Raw genomic sequence first — 17,451 nt, forward strand, 5'->3', positions numbered from 1 at the left:
CCGGGGAGATCGCGGCGACGCCTGGGGCGCGGGGGTGGTAGGAGGGTGGCAGGAGGGGGACCGGACCACCGCGATGAACACGACCCGCTGGCAGCAGCTCATCTCCTCGCGAGCGGCGCGAGAGGCCACGAACGGCGCGTGGCGGCCCCGCTTCTTCCGCCCGGCGCGCGAGGACGACGCGGAGGAGCTCGGCCGCCTGCTCCACGACGACGCCCGGATCGAGATCTTCGACACGATCGACCGGCAGCTCGCCGATCTCGTGAAGACCCGCCACCCCCGGGAGCGCCTCGATGAGCGGGACGTCGCGCGGCTCGTGGGAGAGCACCTGAACGGCGCCCCCGTCGAGGCCTATGGAGTCTGGGTCTACTATCCATGGTCGCACCGCCTCGTGCACCTGCTCGATGAGGCCGAGTTCGTCGAGCTGCGGACCGACCGGAACAAGCACAAGATCAGCGGCGAGGAGCAGGCGGCGCTCGCCCGCCGGCGCATCGGCGTCGTCGGCCTCTCGGTGGGGCAGTCCGTGGCGATGACCATCGCGCTCGAGCGGGGCGCCGGCGAGCTGCGCCTCGCGGACTTCGACCACCTCGATCTCTCGAACCTGAACCGGATCCGGACCGGCGCGCACAACCTCGACCTGCCGAAGGTCGTCGCCACGGCGCGCGAGATCGCCGAGCTCGATCCGTTCCTCCACGTGACGTGCTTCCCCGAGGGGGTCACGGAGGACAATATCGAGCGCTTCCTGCTCGACGGGGGCAAGCTCGATGTCCTCGTGGACGAGTGCGACAGCCTCGATATCAAGCTCCTGCTCCGGGCGAGCGCGCGCGCCCGCCGCATACCGGTCGTGATGGAGACGAGCGACCGGGGGCTCATCGACGTCGAGCGCTTCGATCTGGAGGGCGATCGGCCGATCCTCCACGGGCTCGTCGGCGATCTCACGCCCGAGCGCGTCCGCGGCCTGTCGACCGAGGACAAGGTGCCTTATGTCATGCAGATCATCGGGCAAGACGCGATCTCGCTCCGGCTCCGCGCGTCGCTCATCGAGGTGCAGCAGTCGGTGAGCACATGGCCTCAGCTCGGGTCGGCGGTCGTCCACGGCGGGGCGGCGGCCGCGGACACGGCGCGCCGGATCGCCCTCGGGGAGCCGGTGCGGTCAGGGCGGTATTATGTCGACCTGGAGGAGCTCATCAGCGGCCCCGAGGGGGAGCCGGCCGCCGCGGGCGCGCCGCGCGCGCCGGGCCCTGCCCTCGCCGCGGCGGCGGGCCCGCTCCCGGCCGCCGAGGCCGGCGCCGTCGCGCTCGACCCGGCGCGGCTGCGGCGGCTCGTCGCGGCGGGCGTGGCGGCGCCCTCGGGCGGCAACTGCCAGCCCTGGCTCTGGGTCCACGAGGGCCGTCGCCTCGGGCTGTTCCACGACCGCGCGCGCTCCGAGTCGCTCGCCGACTTCCAGGGCGCGGGCGGCGTTGTCGCGCTCGGCGCGGCCGCCGAGAACGTCGTCCTCGCCGCGCACCGCGAGGGGCTCGGCGTGCGCGTCTCGCCGTTCCCGCGCGAGGGCGACGAGGACCTGGTCGCCACGTTCGCGTTCTTCGGCGCGCCGACCCCCGGCGCCGAGGAGCACGCCATGGATGGCCTCGCGGACGCCATCGGGCTCCGGCACACGAACCGGCGCCCCGGCCAGCGGGCGCCGCTCGCGGAGGAGCACCGCGCCGCCCTCCGCGCCGCTGTCGAGTCCATCCCCGGGGCGCGCCTCGGGCTGCTCGAGGCGCCGGCGGAGCTCGACGAGATCGGCGCCCTCATCGGCGCCGGCGATCGGCTCCGGATGCTCGCCAGGCAGACCCACGCCGACATGATGCGGGAGGTCCGCTGGACCGAGGCGGAGGCCGAGGCGCGCCGGGACGGGCTGTTCGTCGGCACGCTCGAGCTCTCGCCGACCGATCTCGCGGGGTTCAAGATCTGCCGGGATTACCGCGCCCTGGAGCTCGTGCGGCGCTGGGGCGGCGGCCGGGGGCTCGAGAGGATGGCGCAGAAGGCGATCCGCTGCGCGGCGGCCGTCGGGCTGATCACCCTGCCGCGCGCCCGGCTCATCGACTATTTCCAGGGCGGCAGGGCGGTCGAGCGCGCGTGGCTCACCGCGACGCAGCTGGGCATCGCGGTCTACCCGATGACGACGTTGCCTTACCTGTTCGCGCGGCTGATCCGGGGCCGCGGCGAGGGGCTCGACGCGGAGACCGCGGAGGCCGCGACCGGGCTCCGGGAGCGCTATCTCCGGCTGTTCGACGTCGACGACGCGACCGCGGAGGTCCTGCTCTTCCGCCTGTCGCTCGCGGGCCCCGTGTCGGCGCGCTCCCTCCGCCGCCCCATCGACGACGTGCTCGTCGTGCGCTGAGCGGGCGGCGCGGGCGGCGCGCCGCGGCGGCCCGCGCAGCGCCGGCCCTCACGGCGCCGGGCGATCGCCGAAGAGCCAGCTGCGCGCGGCTGCCTCGTCCTTGAAGACCCGCACGAGCTGCGCGGTCCCCGCCTCACGGGCGATCCGGCTCGCCTGCAGCGCCGCGAGATCGCTTTGCACGAGCTCGGCGGCCCTGATCACCCCCATCGCGGTCGAGGTCGCCGCGATGTCGCGGAGGAGCTCCGTCGCCTCCTCGGAGGCGATGGAAAAGCCACGGAAGTCCACGAGGACGCGGATCCTCCGGCCATAGAGCGAGCCGAGGGCCTTCTTGTAGTCCGCGGCGTACGCCTGCGCCTCCTCGGTGCGCACGACGCCTTGCAACGTGACCTCGATGAGCGCGTTGATGAGGTCGATCTTGAGCTGGTACATGCCGCCTCACCTGGAGAGCCGAGAGCGAGACTGAGACCGAGAGACCATAGCGTCGCGCCGCCGCTGATCCAGGCCGTTATCGCGGCTTCGGCTCGGTGAGCCGGTAGACATGCTCCACGAACTCCGGGACGATCTCCCTGGCGACGATCCACAGCCGTCCTTCGCCGAGGTCGTGCAAGCCGGCAGGACCATCGAACGTCAGCTTGCCACGCTCACCGAAGTAGATGAACGACTTCCTGTCGTGGCTGCGGAACCAGCCGCACGCCGCGTCGAGCAGCGGGCCGAGCGCGGCGTCTCCGCCGGGGCGCATCGGGAAGACGCGGACCGAGTCGAGGAGGCGGAAGAGGTTCGTGCCGAGCTCGCCGAGCTCGAGGACCGCGACCGCCAGCGGCTCTCCGTGCTGGCGCGCCACGAGGAGCACGCGCTCCCGCTCCAGGCCCGCGCTGCGCCAGCGCTCGACGCAGGGCCCCATCCCGAGCCTGCCGGGCACGAGATCGAGCGCCTCCGCGTACATGCGCGGCGACGTCGCGCACAGGAGGCCGAGCAGCGCCGCCTGCTCCCCGGGGGTCGGCTCGCCGATCTCGATCGGCCCGCCGGCTTCGCGCGGCGCGCGCGGCGCGGCGCGCGCGTCCACCCCCATCAGGCGGAAAGGCAGCGACAGGACGTGGCCCGTCTCGTGGCGCGCGCGGGCGAACTCGAACAGCGATCGCTCGTTCCACGCGACGTGCGCCTCCGCGTAGGCGATGATCCAGCGGCACTCCGGGTCGGCCATCGCGTGCTCGAAGCAGCGAGTGAACATGTCGCGGAGCACCTGCCGGGAGCTCAGGTTCGACGCGGACTTCGGCCGCTTCGCGAGCTGATGAATCATCCACGTGCTGTGGTATGGCTTCATGATCGAGAAATTGCCCTCGATCCCGTGCTCGGACAGACACGCCACGTTGTACAGGAGGTGCGGCACCGCCGCGGCCTTCTGCGCCATGGTCAGGAAGCTCGGCTTGATGGCCTCGAAGTGCTCCGGCCGCCGCCCGGAGAGGTTGAAATAGCCGGACGAGTCGAAGAGATCCCAGAGCTCCGCCTGCCACGCGGTCCCCCCGTAGGTCGTCGCGTGCAGGATGCGGGACACGAGCCTGAGCCAGCGCCGCTCGTCCTCGCGCCGCGCGGCGGTCACGTGCACGCTGCAGAGCTGGATGTCCGCGCCCTCCACGGCCGACACCGACCGCACCTCGCCCCGCAGGTGGACGACGCCGTCGTCGCCGTCGGGGAGCTCCAGCGAGAGCTTGTGCCTGGGGAGCAGCGGCGGGTGTCCCCTCGTCAGCGCCATCCGCAGGCCCGAGAAGGACACGTCGACCACATCGGCCTCGATCGGCGGGATGTGGAGCCACTCGGGGTGCAGGAAGCGCGCGGTGAGATCGGCCTCGACGCCCCGCTGCAGCAGGCTCTTGCGGAGGCGCTCCACGCGCGCCGGCAGCGCGGAGACGAGCTCGCCCGGGCGCACCTCGTCCGCGCGGACGTTGAAGCGAAAGACGGAGTTCTGCCCGGCGATCTCGACAGCGGCGTCCTCGCTCCAGCCCTTGATGCCGAACCACGTGACCGTCCCGGCCCCCACCTCGCCGAGCATCACGCAGAGGGGCGGCGCGCTCTCGGCGGCGCGGCGGACGACGCCCTTCCTCCGCAGCAGGAAGCCGAGGATGTTGCGCACCCTCCTCGGGTCGTCGATGATCTCGCGCACTTGCCCCGCGTCCGTGGCCGAGGGCCTGAACAGGCTCGCCGCGGCCGCCTTGGCCGTGCCCGCGTCGACGAGGGCGCGCAGCACGTCGCGGATCTGCCCCGCCGCGCGGGAGGGGGTTCCGTCCTCGAACGACAGCCCGATGAGCGGCCCCCGCAGGCCCATCGACTGGAGCACCAGCACGGCGGAGAGCGGACCGATCTCGACGTCGCCGGCGTAAAGGCGCACCCGGACGACGCTGCCGAAGGGGAACGAGGTCCGGTAGTCGGGCTCGATCCAGGCGCCCATCGAACCGAGCAGGACGATCGGGTGGCTCAGGTCGCGCCCCTCGATGCGCAGCCAGGCAGCGCCGCCGTCCAGCCAGCACGCCTCCGGCACCCTGACCGCCGGATCTCCCCCGAGGAGCGCCCGATCCAGAGGCCCCCCGTCAGCGCCGCCGCCGGCGGCCCAGCGCGCGTCCTGCCCGAAGCCGACCTTCGGAACCACGGTCACGCGAGCGCCCCCTCTGTCGTGAGGCCACGCGTTCCAGGTGAGGAACAGGCAACGAGGCGGCTTCGCCACCATGGCGAGGAAACACGGCGCTGTTCGGCGAGCTCGCCAACACCCCGCAGGAGCTCACCTGGAAGCCGGGAAGGAGGCAGATCCACTTGCGCGCACTTCCAGATCCTCTGTACCGGATGTCAACATCCCGCGTCAAGCGCCGCCCGTGCCGCCGTGTGTCGCCCTGCAGGGTCGCCGTCGTCGACGTCAACGCCGTTGACGCCGTTGACGCCGTTGACGTACTTGCGTTCACGCATCCGTCGTAATCGCCGTCGCCACGCGCCCTGAACACGGGAGCAAGATCGCCCAGGATCCACCGGAGAGCGGGGCGATGGTCCGGACGTGACGGGCGGCCACGGCTGTCCATGCTACAAAGCGCCACCCCGATGCCCGACATGAGCGCCTTTCTGCACGCCGACGGCTGGATCACGCTGGCAACCCTCAGCGCGCTGGAGATCGTGCTTGGAATCGACAACATCGTCTTCCTCTCCATCATGACGGCGAAGCTGCCGCTGGAGCAGCAGCCGCTCGCCCGCCGCATCGGCCTCTTGCTCGCCCTCGGGATGCGGCTGCTCCTCCTGCTCGCGATCTCATGGGTGATGGGACTCAAGGCTACCCTGTTCAGCCTGCTCGGACACGCCTTCAGCGGGCGTGATCTGATCCTGCTCGCCGGCGGTGTGTTCTTGATTGGCAAGGCGACCCACGAGATGTTCGATAAACTCGAGGTCGACGATCCCAAGGAAGAGCAGCCGAAGGCGAAGGCGAAGGCGTCGTTCCCCTCCGTCATCGCGCAGATCGTGCTGCTCGATATCGTCTTTTCGCTCGACTCGGTCATCACCGCCGTCGGCATGGCGCAGGACATCTCGATCATGATGGTGGCCATGTTCATCGCGGTGGGCGTGATGCTCGTCTTCGCCGGGAGCATCGGCGCGTTCATCCAGCGCCACCCGAGCATGAAGATCCTCGCGCTGAGCTTCCTGCTCCTCATCGGCGTGGTGCTCATGGCCGACGGCATGGGCCAGCACATCAGCAAGGGGTATATCTACTTCGCGATGGCCTTCTCGCTCGGCGTCGAGCTCATCAACATGCGCCTCCGGGTGCGCCAGCGGCCCGTCCAGCTGCGCACGCGGCTGGGGAGCTCTCCGGACCTGTCGCCGGCGCACGAGCAGGCTCCGCCAGGGGGCTGAGCCCCGCGCCGGGATCTCCGCGGAAGAGCCGGAGAGGCGGCGGAGGCCGGGGCTCTTGGAGCGAGCACCGGGAGAGCCTGTAAACAATTCGCACAGAGGTGGTCTACGAGGGTCGACGGCGAGAGCGGCCGGTCCCAGAAGTGACACCGGGGTTCTCCACCGAGGTGAGCGTGAGCGTGAGCGACGAGCGAGACGACCAAGGAGACTCAGAGCGAGGAAGGCAGCGGCGCATCGTCGTCGTCGACGACGACGACGCGATCGTCGAGACGCTGGCGGAGGTGTTGCTGGCGGAAGGATACGAGGTCGAGGGGTACACCGACCCCCTGGAAGCCCTGGAGCGGCTGCGCTCCCAGGCGCCGCCCGACGCCATCGTCATCGACTGCGTGATGCCGTTCCTGGACGGGCCGCGCCTCATCGAGACGCTCACGGCCGAGGGGAGGGCGGCGCCGGTGGTGCTCGTGACCGCGCTCAGCGATCCCGGCTTCTGCATCGATCCGAACCACCCGGACGCGACGAGGATCATCAACAAGCCGTTCGATCTGGAGCAGCTGCTGGAGACGCTCGACGACCTCACGAGCGCGCCCCCGGTGAGCGAGCCAGAGGCGCGGCGGCGCACGCGGACCGCGTCGACGCAGCGGACGTAGCGGCGCGCTCAGGGCCGGGGGAGCGCCGCGGAGAGCCCGTGGACGACCTCGGCGCCCACTGGGACGGTGACGCTCGACCCCTTGAAGTCGCCGCCGACCGGCTCGTAGGAGCCGTCGAGGCACTGCGCGAGGAACGTCTCCGCGATCGCGTTGAACGACATCGAGTTCTCCGGGCGGGCGAAGCCGTGGCCCTCGTCGGGGTACAGCACGTACGTGACCGGGATCCGCTTGCTCGTCATCGCCTTGACGATCTGATCGCTCTCGGCCTGCTTCACGCGCGGGTCGTTGGCGCCCTGGCCGATGAGGAGGGGCCGCTTGATCTGGTCGGCGCGGTAGAGCGGCGAGCGCGTGCGCAGGAGATCGCGGCCGTCCTCGGTGCGGGGGTCGCCGACCCGCTTCGCGAAGAGCTCGACCATCGGCGCCCAGTAGGGCGGGATGGACTGGAGCAGGGTCACGAGGTTCGACGGGCCGACGATGTCGACGCCGCAGGCGAAGGTCTCCGGCGTGAAGGTCAGGCCGACGAGCGTCGCGTAGCCGCCGTAGCTGCCGCCCATGATCGCCACGCGAGCCCTGTCGGCGATGCCCTGCGCGACGGACCACTCCACGGCGTCGAGCAGGTCGTTGTGCATCTTGCCCGCCCACTCGAGGTCGCCCGCGTTGACGAACCTCTTCCCGAAGCCCGTCGAGCCCCGGAAGTTGACGCTCAGCACGGCGTAGCCGCGGTTCGCGAGCCACTGGTGCATCGGATCGAGGCGGAAGGAGCTGCGCGCCCAGGGGCCGCCGTGGACGAGGAGCACCATCGAGAGCGGCCTCTCCGGCTTGCCGTCGCCGTCGGGGTCGGCGGCGCGCGGCAGCGACAGGTAGCTCACGAGCTCGAGGCCGTCGCGCGCCTTGATGACCACGGGCCGCATCTTCACGAGCGGCTGCGACTCGAGCGCGGCGCGGTTCGTGAAGAGGAACGTCGCCTTCTTCGCGTCACGGTCGTAGAGGTAGTACCGGACCGGGCCGTCCGACACGGTGTATCCGACGGTCCAGCGCTTGTCGTCGAGCGACCGGCTCAGCACGTCGAGCTCGCCGTCGGCGACCGCGCGGAGGGCGTCGAGATCCGGCTGGATGCTCCTGTCGAGCACCTGCCAGCGCTTGCGCTCGCGCTCGGAGGCCGCCGCCTGGACCTTGCCCGTCTTCGGGTGGACGATCACGGCGCTGACATCCGCCTTCGCGTCCTCGGCGAGCACGGCGGGCTTCGCGGTCCGCGGATCGAGGGTGACGAGCGCGGAGGTGTCGCGGCCGCGGCTGTCCCGGAAATAGAGCGTCTTGCCGGCCGCGTCGAAGCCGACCGCCTCGCTCGTCACGGCGTCCTCGGGCCCGAACGCGACGAAGGGCTTCGGCTCCTTGCCGGTGAGGTCGAGGAACTCCTGGCCTCCGTCGCGCGTCATCCGCGACGCGAGCCGCGCCTTGAAGTCATGGTCGGTGACGAACCCGACGAACCCTTCGTTCTTCCGCACGAGCTTGCGCTCGCCGGTGCGCACGTCGACGCGGTAGAGGTCGTGGACCTTCTTGTCCCGATCGTTCATGCCGATCAGGATCTCGTTCGGGATCTTGGGGCTCATCCCCTCGAACATCGCGGCGATGCCCTCGAAGGGGGTGAGGTCCTTGATCTGCCCGGTCTTGAGCTCGACGGCGTAGATGTGCCAGTTCTCGTCGCCGGCCTTGTCCTGGCGATAGAGGACGTAGTCGCTCGCGTAAGGGAACAGGAAGGTCCGCACCCCGCGGCTCTGCTCCTTCGTGACCGGCTTGGCCGACGCCGGCGCCTGGGCCGGGCCGACCCACACGTTGAGCACGCCGTCGGAGGGCGCGAGGAACCCGAGCCGCTGGCCGTCCGGGCTGATCTGGGGGGACACGCGATCCGGGTTGCCGAAGAGCATGCGCCGCGGCATGAGCGTCGCGTCGGCGCGCGGCCCGGCCTTCGCCGGCGCGGCCGGGGCTGCGGCCGCCGGGGCCGCGGCCGCCGGGGTTGCAGGCGCTGCCGGGGCCGGCGCGGCGGCCTGTCCGGGAGGCGGCGGCGCGGACGCCGGAGCGCCGCCGCAGGCGAGCGGCGCGATCAGGGGCAGCAGGAACAGCGATCGGAGCTTCTGGGGCAAGTCCATGGGTTCACCCGGGGCGCGGAGCCGCTGGCGGCACCCCGCATGCGCCGGGCCCGCGCGCCGAGCGTCATAACCGAGATCCCGGAGGCCGGTCTACGGGGCCGCACCGAAGCGCCCGCGATCCGCCCAGCCCGGATCGCCTGGGCTGGGGGAGTGTGCCGGCTCCGCGTCAGGCGGCTTGCTGCGGTGTCGTGCTGGTGGGCTCGCCGCGCGCGTCGAGCGCGAGCTTGCTCGACAGCCACGCTCGCACGCGCTCGAGGTGGATCGCCTCGTGCTGCTCGGCCACGCGGAACTCGGCGGCCATCTCGTCCTGGCCGTAGGCGATCGCCAGGTCGATGAGCATCCGCCAGCTGTCGTTGTCCGTGAGCTCGGCGACGAGCAACGCCTGCAGGCTCTGCCCGAGGTTGATCCTCGGCTCGACGGCGACCGCGAGGACGCCGGACGACGCCAGGCCGATGACGTCGGCGCCGGGCGTCATCGCGGTCGGATCGGCCCCGAGCCGCTCGATCGCGCGCTTCAGCAGCGCGAAGTGCCGGAGCTCGTCGTCGCGGATCGCCTCGAGGTGGGCGCGCGTCGGGCCCCCCTCGAAGCTCCCCTCCGCGTCGTGCTTGGCGATCATCGCCTCGTAGAGGCGCGTGCCCGAGCGCTCGAACTGGAGGCGCTCACCGAGCTTGTCGATGAGCAGCGCGGGGGGCCTGCCCTGGATGAGCTCCCCGGCTGCCTTGACGACCCCCTTGAGGCTCGCCGGCGGCGGCACGCTCCCGACCGTGCCCGACTCCCTCGCGTACTCGCTCCTGACCGCCGCGGCCTCGGCCTCGCTCCCGGGGGAGCTCGGCGGGATCACCTGCGCAAACTCGATGAGCTCCTTGCTGTCGATGGGAGAGGTCGCGATGCCCGTGGTGTTGGTCCCCATCTTGATCTGTTTCATGGCGTCGCCTCCTTCTGTCCGTCGATCTTCTCGGCGCGCCGCGAGAGCTCGGTGCCCGGCGTGAACCGGTAGCCCGCGGCCACGATCTCGGAGGGGGAGCCGGCGGAGTTCATCTGCTGCCGGTAGGCGATCGTCGCGGCGCTCTCCGGGACGACCCTCGGATCGACGATGTCCTCGCCGACGGCGCGGAGCTGCACCTCCGTGGACAGCACGTCGCGCACGAACTGGCGGTGGCTCTTGTGCGACACCGGGTCCGGGAGCGAGGCGGGGAGGATCTCGGCCGCGTCGCGCTTCTCGATCCGGTTGAAATGCTCGATGGCCACGTGGAGCTGCCCGAGCTCGTAGTCGAGGAACCGCTCCCAGATCCGCTTCACGCGGGCGTTCTGCTCCTGCTGGAGGCAGCTCCAGTAGTTGTAGACCTCGTTGGCCTCGTGGAGGACCCACTTCTCGAGCCAGGTCTCCTCGGGGTCGATGATCGCCTCGTATTGCGTCACGTGCTGCTCCTCGATCGAGGCGATCTCGGCGTAGAGCAGCCGCGCCACCGGATCCGTGAAGAACGGCCCGACGTTGACGTAGTAGTTGTGCGTCTGCTGCTCGGCCGCCATGATGGTGAGCGCGTTGAGCTTCGTGATCCCGTTCGCGGTCCGCCGGTCGTACGGCGCGCGCACGTCGTCCTCGGGGGCGCGGTGCTCCACCGCGGTCGGGCGCCCCGCCGTCACGTCGGTGTACGATTGCAGGATGTTGTTCGCGTCCTTGCCTTCCAGGCGGTCCAGGAGCGCCGCGTAGCGATACAGGTGATCGTAGTCCTCGAGCATGCCGAAGCGATAGACCTGCGCGAGGTACGGGTCCGGCTCGGCGAGCGCCACGTGCGCGGTGATCTCGATCGCGACCTGCTCGTATCCGATGGTGGTCTCGAGCGGCGACTGATCCGGCGGGTTGAGCCAGTTCACCACCGTGGTCTGGTGGTGATCGACGCGGCGCACCTGGGCGAGCACGCGCCGCAGATCCCGGTTCATGCGCGCGAAGCTGTGCAGGAACCGCACGCTCTCGAGCTCGATGCCGTTCATCAGGATGACGCGCACCCGGGTGAACGCGTCGTCGTCGAGCTTGCTGAACGGCACCTGGACGAGATCACGCCAGTTGAACGACTGGCGGTCGAGCGGTGTCCCCCGCTCTCTCAGGAGATCAAGAGCCATGTTGCCCCTCCTCGCGCGTCGCGCTCGTACGCCGTGCTGGTGCGCCGATGAACGACCGCTGCGGCGGTACCTGAAGCCGCCTTCACCACGGCGCAAGCGTGGGCCTATCCCGAGAGGCCGGGTCCGCGCGCCGGCCTTTCCCACATGAATCCGCCAGACGCATGTGCGCGCCCGCGTCCGTGCTGTGCTAGAGCACCGATCACGTTGAAACCCGGAGAAATTTCACAGGGAGGCGGGGAGGCGGGGAGGAAGAAGAAAATGAATTTCTCCCTCTTGCCGTCTTTCGCTCCCCGCCTCCCCGCCTCCCCGCCTCCCTGTGAAATTTCTCCTCTTTCTTGTGGTTTCAACCCGTTTGTCGCTCTAGAGCACCGCTCGTCCGGAAGAGAGCAGTTCGCCGGCCCCGCGGCGGCGCGCTGGCGGGCCGGTCGTGGAGGAGGTGTCGTGATCTCCAGCAGCGTCCCCGAGCTCCGTCTCCGCACCCGCAACGCGATGCCTGTCCGCGAGGGCGGCGACTACGTCCTTTACTGGATGATCGCGAGCCGCCGGACACGGTACAATTTCGGTCTGGAGCGCGCGATCGCCTGGTCGATGGCGCTCGATCGACCGCTCGTCGTGCTGGAGGCGCTCCGGTGCGGCTACCGCTGGGCGAGCGACAGGATCCATCGCTTCGTGATCGACGGCATGGCCGACAACGCGCGCCGCCTCGCGGCGGCCGGCGTCACGCATCACCTCTACGTCGAGCCCGCCGAGGGGGCCGGCAAGGGCCTGCTCGGCGCGCTCGCGGCGCGGGCGTGCGTGGTGGTCACGGACGACTACCCCTGTTTTTTCCTCCCGCGCATGGTCGCCTCGGCGGCGCGGCAGGCGCCGGTCCGCCTCGAGCAGGTGGACTCGAACGGCCTCGTGCCGATGCGCGCGGCCGATCGGGTGTTCACGACCGCGCGCTCGTTCCGCATCTTCTGGCAGCGGGTGATCGGCGAGCACCTCGGCGCGCAGCCGGCCGTCGATCCGCTGAAGCGGGCGAAGCTCCGGCCTGCAGCGCCCCTCCCCCGCGCGATCGCGCGCAGATGGCCCGCGGCCTCGCCGGCGCTGCTCGGGGGCGACCCTGCGGCGCTCTCCGCGCTCCCCATCGATCACGCGGTCCCGCCGGCGCCCTGCCGGGGCGGCCCGGAGGCGGCTGGCAAGGCGCTCGCGCGCTTCGTCGCGGACCGGCTGCCGCGCTACCAGGAAGAGCGCGATCACCCCGACGCCGGCGCGACGAGCGGCCTGTCGCCGTACCTGCACTTCGGCCACCTCGCGGCGCACGAGGTCTTCGCGGCCGTCGCCCGGCGCGAGGCCTTCCGCGTCGAGCGGCTCGGCCGCCTCGGTGACGGCGTGAAGCGGCCGAGCGGCAGCCGCGAGGGGTTCTGGGGGATGAGCGCCTCGGCCGAGGCGTTCCTCGAGCAGCTCGTCACCTGGCGGGAGCTCGGGTTCAACGCCTTCGCGCTCGGGGCGAGCGAGGGAGACGGGCCGCGCCCCTCGTGGAAGCGCGATCCGACCGAGTACGAGTCTCTGCCGGACTGGGCGCTCGCGACGCTCGAGAAGCACGCGCGCGACAGGCGCCCGCGCGTCTACCCGATCGAGGCGCTCGCGGCGGGGGCGACCTACGACCGGATCTGGAACGCGTCGCAGGTCGAGCTCCTCCGCGAGGGGCGAATGCACAATTACCTCCGGATGCTCTGGGGCAAGAAGATCCTGGAGTGGTCGCGGACGCCGCGCGAGGCGCTCGAGATCATGATCGAGCTCAACGACCGGTATGCGCTCGACGGCCGCGACCCGAACTCGACCTCGGGCATCTTCTGGGTGCTCGGCCGCTACGATCGGGCCTGGGGTCCAGAGCGGGAGATCTTCGGCACGATACGTTACATGTCGTCCGAGAACACGGCCCGGAAGCTGCACCTCAAGGAGTACCTGGCGCGTTATACGCCGTAGCGCGCGCGGCCACCGGCGGCGCGGGCCGCGGGCGGCGCGCCGGGGGGAGCTCGCCCTCGGGTTCGGGGAGTCCAGCCGGGGAGCTCCCCCGCGGGAGTAGCCCGGCGGGGCGGCCAGCGATGCAGGGCGACGCACCGCCGGCGGCGCCCGTGTGAACGGCGGCGCTGGACGCCGGCGGCGCGCTGGCGGCCGGGGCGCACGCGGGGTTCGACGCGGCCGCCGAGGTGAGCTATCGAGCGGCCGTGGATCTCCTCCGTGAATTTTTCAGCAGGCTGAGGGAGCTCGAGTCGCTGCTCCAGTGGGGCGGCTACCCCGTCCTGATGATCATCATCTTTGCCGAGACGGGGCTGCTCATCGGGTTCTTCCTGCCCGGGGACTCGCTGCTCGTCACCGCCGGGGTGCTGGTCAACGCGGGGCTCATCAACCCGCTCGGATTACCGAACTTCCAGAACCTGCTCCTGATGAACGTCACGCTGATGGCGATGGCGATCATCGGCGACGCGGTGGGCTTCTCGATCGGGCGGCGCGCCGGCCCGAAGATCTTCACGCGCGAGCAGTCGCTCCTGTTCCGGAAGGATCACCTGATCGCGACGCAGAAGTTCTACGAGAAGCACGGCGGCAAGACGATCATCCTCGCGCGCTTCATGCCGTTCGCCCGGACGTTCGCGCCGGTCGTGGCGGGCGTGGGGCAGATGCAGTACCGGCGCTTCGCCATGTTCAACGTGGTGGGCGGCGTGCTCTGGGTCTTCTCGATGACCTTCCTCGGCTACTTCCTTGGCAAGGTCTTCGACGCCAAGCAGATCGAGCGGGTCGTCTACCTGATCATCTTCGTCTCCGTGGCGCCGGTCGTCTTCGGGGCGATCAAGCACAGGCTCCAGCAGAAGAAGGACGCCGCGCGGATCGAGGCCGAGCCGTAGGCGCTCTCCGGCGGACGTCGCGAGCGGATCGCGTCGGGTACGTCATCGCGCGAGCCCTACCGGGTCGAGCGCTCGCGAGCGGCCACCGAGGCCGCCCGCCCCTTGTACTCCGCGCCACCTCCCCGCTACGCTCTCCTCTCACCATGGCGCAGCAGCCCGCCGTCCCCTCCGGCGTCCCCGTTCCCGGCGACGTCCTCGCGGGCAAGTACCGCATCGAGCGCGTCCTCGGCGCGGGGGGCATGGGGGTGGTCTTCGCGGGCTGGGACGTCGTCCTGGAGCGCCGCGTCGCCGTCAAGCTCCTCCTCCCCGAGGCCGCCGCGCTCCCCGACGCCGGCGCTCGATTCCTCCGCGAGGCCCGCGCCGCCGCGGCCCTCGACGGACAGCACATCGCGCGTGTCCTCGACATGGGCACGCTGGGCACCGGCGCCGCGTACATGGTGCTGGAGTACCTGACCGGCGACGATCTCGGCCAGGTGCTCCAGACCCGCGGCGTCCTCCCGCTCGCCGACGCCGCCGACTACGTGCTCCAGGCCTGCGAGGCGATCGCCGAGGCCCACGCGCGCGGCATCATCCACCGCGACCTCAAGCCGAAGAACCTCTTCCTCACCCGCCGCCCCGACGGGACTCCCCTCCTCAAGGTCCTCGACTTCGGCCTGTCGAAGTTCACCGCCACGGGCGACTCTGTCAAGGAGGCGAGCCTGACCGCGACGGGCCTCATCATGGGCTCCATCCATTACATGTCGCCGGAGCAGATTCGCAGCCTGAAATACGCGGATGTGCGCACGGACATCTGGGCTCTCGGCGTGATCCTGTATCGCATGCTCACCGGGCGGCACCCGTTCGAGGGCGACAGCATCACCGCGGTCACGGCGGCCATCATCATGGATACGCCCACCGCCGTCCTGGCCCTGCGGCCGGACCTGCCGCCCGCCGTCGGGGAGCTCGTGGGCCGGTGCCTTGCGAAGGACCCGGGCGCCCGCGTCCAGAGCGTCGCCGAGATCGGCCGCGTGCTCGCGCCTTTCGGGACGCAGCGCGGGCGGCTCTCGTTCGAGAGCATCGACCGGATCCTGCCGGAGCGTGCTTCCCGCGGCGGGTACCCGCCGGTGGGCGCTCCCCCCGCGGCGCCCGGCGCGCTCGGCGCGTCCTCGCCCGCGTGGCGTGGAGCGTCCGGAGCGGCCGAGGCCGCGACGGCGCCCATGCCGGACCGCCCGGACATGCCGTCGTCGCCCGGGAGCGAGGTGGCGGGAGCGGCGCACGCGACGCTGCCGCACGCTTCCTGGGGCAACACGACGCGGAGCCGGGCGCCGCGCAGCCGCGTGGCGCTGCTGGCAGGCGCCGCCAGCGCGCTCCTCCTGACCGGGATCTTCCTTGCGTGGCGGCTGACGCCGAGCGCGTCCCCGGACAGCGACTCGCCCCTGGCCTCATCGAGCGCGGAGACCGAGCTCGGGCCGACGTCCCCCGGCGCGGCCAGCGCCCCCGGCGCGGCCAGCGCCCCCGGCGCGGCCGGCGGGGTGACGGCGACCCCCACCGTCGCCGCGATGGAGACCGCGAGCGCTGCGCTCGAGGCCAGCGCAGCGCCGGTCGCGAGCGCCTCCCCGGACGCACGAGCGAAGGCAGCGGCATCTTCGACAGCGGCGACGCCGCCGGTGAAGGCGAGCGCGAACGCCGTGAGCACGGCCAGACCGCCGTCGTCTTCGCAGGTCAGGACGCAGAACAAGCCCGAGGATCCTTGGAACAAATGGGACTGAGACGAACAAGAGGTACTCGCGCGATGCGCTGCGCCGCCCTCTGCGCCGCCCTCTGCGCGATGAGCCACTCGGCTTCCGCGCAGCCCAAGGATCCGAAGGCCCAGGCACAGGAGCTCTTCGAGCAGGGCCGCGCAGCGGTGGAAGCGCGAGGCTGCGCGCACGCGATTCCGCTCTTCCGCCGGAGCCAGGCGACCTATCCGTCGCGCGGCACGCTGCTCAACCTGGCCCAGTGTGAAGCGGATCTCGGGCGCGTGGCGAGCGCATGGCAGCACTTCAAGGAGCTGCTCACCCAGCTGGCGCCCGGCGATCCCCGTCTGCCCATCACCGAGCAGCGCATCAGGGAGCTCGAGCCGCGCGTGCCCAAGCTGGTCGTCGAGCTCCCGGAGGGCGCACCGGCGCCGGCGGAGCTGCTCCTCGATCAAGCGCCGCTGCCGCAGGCCAGCATCGGCAGCGAGCTCCCGCTCGACCCCGGGAACCATGCCGTCGTCGCGCGATGGCCCGGCGGCCGGCAGACCGACGCGCCCGTGACCCTCGCGGAGGGTGCCCGCAGCGTCGTGCGCCTCGAGCCGCCGCCGGCCGCCGCGCCGCCTCCGGTCCCTGTGCCCGACGCGCCGCAGGCCCCTGCAATCTCCTCGGGCCCGCCCCCCACCCCCGCCGCTCCCTCGAGCTTCAAGCGCACGCTCGGCTTCGTCATCGGCGGCGTCGGCGCCGCGGCCGTGGGCGGGAGCCTCATCACGGGTGGGCTCGCGCTCGGCACGAAGGGCGACCTCGAGAAGGAATGCCCGGATCCCTCGCGCTGCAGCGACGACGGCATGTCCCTCAGCGCGCGGGGCCAGACGCTCACCACCACGAGCACCGTGCTCGGCGCCGTCGGCCTCGTCGGGATCGGCGCTGGCCTGGTGCTCCTCCTGACGGCGCCGGAGCAGCGCAGCTCGGTCGCCCTCACGCCCGCGATCCTGCCGGGCGGCGGCGGCGCGCTGCTGCGCAGTCGCTTCTGAGGGCCCGGACCGGCGCGGCGGGCGGGCCGGCTGCTACAATCATCAACAATTACGCGTACTTGACAGTATCTCGAAAAAAGATCGCCCGGCGTGTCGATCCCGCGCCCCGCCGTTCGTCGTGACGATGAAGCCACGGTTCGCCCCGGGCAAGAGACCCTCCGGAGCCCAGCTCCACCAAGGAAGCAAGGAGACACGACCATGCGATTCATGATCCTGATCAAGGCCACCAAGGACAGCGAGGCGGGCGTCATGCCGAGCGAGCAGCTCTTCACCGAGATGGGGAAGTTCAACGAAGAGCTCGTCAAGGCCGGCGTGATGGTCGCGGGCGAGGGGCTCCACCCGAGCACGAAGGGCGCGCGCATCCGGTTCTCGGGCGACAAGAGGACCGTCGTCGACGGGCCCTTCGCCGAGACGAAGGAGCTGATCGCGGGCTTCTGGATCTGGGACGTGAAGTCGAAGGAAGAGGCCATCGAGTGGGTGAAGCGCTGCCCCAACCCCATGAACGAGGAGTCCGAGATCGAGATTCGCCAGGTGTTCACCGCGGATGACTTCGGTCCCGCGCTCACGCCCGAGCTCAGGGAGCAGGAGGAGCGCCTGCGCGCGCAGCTGGCGGAGAAGAAGTAGCCCCGCGCGCCTCGGGGGTGTG

The 17,451-nt window shown here is 71.2% G+C and carries 13 protein-coding genes; 8 read left to right on the forward strand and 5 right to left on the reverse strand.

All coding sequences use genetic code 11. From position 1 onward, the window contains the following. The first annotated feature begins 73 nt into the window (after positions 1-73). Positions 74-2,380: an Rv1355c family protein gene (locus WMF22_RS34575; protein WP_438032554.1), complete on the forward strand. Its 2,307-nt coding sequence runs from the start codon at positions 74-76 to the stop codon at positions 2,378-2,380. Between the two features lie 48 nt (positions 2,381-2,428). Here the strand turns inward: WMF22_RS34575 and WMF22_RS34580 are convergent, their stop codons facing one another. Both WMF22_RS34580 and WMF22_RS34585 read right to left on the reverse strand, forming a co-directional pair. Next, entirely contained in the window at positions 2,429-2,809 is a 381-nt protein-coding gene (locus WMF22_RS34580) for an STAS/SEC14 domain-containing protein (protein ID WP_437294232.1), read from the reverse strand. A gap of 76 nt (positions 2,810-2,885) precedes the next feature. Beyond that, positions 2,886-5,027, reverse strand: coding sequence for a hypothetical protein (locus tag WMF22_RS34585; RefSeq protein ID WP_437294233.1), 2,142 nt, complete (start codon positions 5,025-5,027; stop codon positions 2,886-2,888). 434 nt (positions 5,028-5,461) lie between these two features. On the opposite strand from WMF22_RS34585, the gene WMF22_RS34590 reads away from it, so the two are divergent. After that, positions 5,462-6,262 (forward strand): TerC family protein, encoded by an 801-nt coding sequence (locus WMF22_RS34590; RefSeq protein ID WP_437294234.1) that lies wholly within the window; start codon positions 5,462-5,464, stop codon positions 6,260-6,262. 176 nt (positions 6,263-6,438) lie between these two features. After that, positions 6,439-6,906, forward strand: coding sequence for a response regulator (locus WMF22_RS34595; RefSeq protein ID WP_437294235.1), 468 nt, complete (start codon positions 6,439-6,441; stop codon positions 6,904-6,906). An 8-nt stretch (positions 6,907-6,914) separates the two neighbouring features. On the opposite strand, the gene WMF22_RS34600 is transcribed toward WMF22_RS34595, so the two are convergent. The 3 genes from WMF22_RS34600 to WMF22_RS34610 form a co-directional block, all read right to left on the reverse strand. Further along, positions 6,915-9,053, reverse strand: coding sequence for a S9 family peptidase (locus WMF22_RS34600; RefSeq protein ID WP_437294236.1), 2,139 nt, complete (start codon positions 9,051-9,053; stop codon positions 6,915-6,917). Between the two features lie 166 nt (positions 9,054-9,219). Next, complete coding sequence (locus WMF22_RS34605) at positions 9,220-9,978, reverse strand: ferritin-like domain-containing protein (RefSeq protein WP_438032555.1); 759 nt, start codon at positions 9,976-9,978, stop codon at positions 9,220-9,222. Next, positions 9,975-11,174 (reverse strand): hypothetical protein, encoded by a 1,200-nt coding sequence (locus WMF22_RS34610; RefSeq protein WP_437294238.1) that lies wholly within the window; start codon positions 11,172-11,174, stop codon positions 9,975-9,977. The genes WMF22_RS34605 and WMF22_RS34610 overlap by 4 nt, the downstream gene beginning before the upstream one ends. Before the next feature lie 441 nt (positions 11,175-11,615). Between WMF22_RS34610 and WMF22_RS34615 the strand changes: the two genes are divergently transcribed. From WMF22_RS34615 to WMF22_RS34635, 5 genes are all read left to right on the forward strand, one after another. Then, entirely contained in the window at positions 11,616-13,142 is a 1,527-nt protein-coding gene (locus tag WMF22_RS34615; RefSeq protein WP_438032556.1) for a deoxyribodipyrimidine photolyase, read from the forward strand. A gap of 224 nt (positions 13,143-13,366) precedes the next feature. Further along, positions 13,367-14,059 carry a VTT domain-containing protein gene (locus WMF22_RS34620; protein WP_012239029.1) on the forward strand — a complete coding sequence of 231 codons (693 nt, stop codon included), beginning with the start codon at positions 13,367-13,369 and terminating at the stop codon, positions 14,057-14,059. 143 nt (positions 14,060-14,202) lie between these two features. After that, entirely contained in the window at positions 14,203-15,807 is a 1,605-nt protein-coding gene (locus WMF22_RS34625) for a serine/threonine-protein kinase (protein WP_438032557.1), read from the forward strand. A 23-nt stretch (positions 15,808-15,830) separates the two neighbouring features. Further along, positions 15,831-16,805 carry a tetratricopeptide repeat protein gene (locus WMF22_RS34630; RefSeq protein WP_437294241.1) on the forward strand — a complete coding sequence of 325 codons (975 nt, stop codon included), beginning with the start codon at positions 15,831-15,833 and terminating at the stop codon, positions 16,803-16,805. Between the two features lie 198 nt (positions 16,806-17,003). Beyond that, positions 17,004-17,429, forward strand: a complete 426-nt coding sequence (locus WMF22_RS34635; protein ID WP_437294242.1) for a YciI family protein — start codon at positions 17,004-17,006, stop codon at positions 17,427-17,429. Positions 17,430-17,451: the final 22 nt, after the last annotated feature.

Origin of the sequence: Sorangium sp. So ce204 (genome assembly GCF_051526795.1) — a bacterium.
GTDB lineage: Bacteria > Myxococcota_A > Polyangia > Polyangiales > Polyangiaceae > Sorangium > Sorangium cellulosum_B.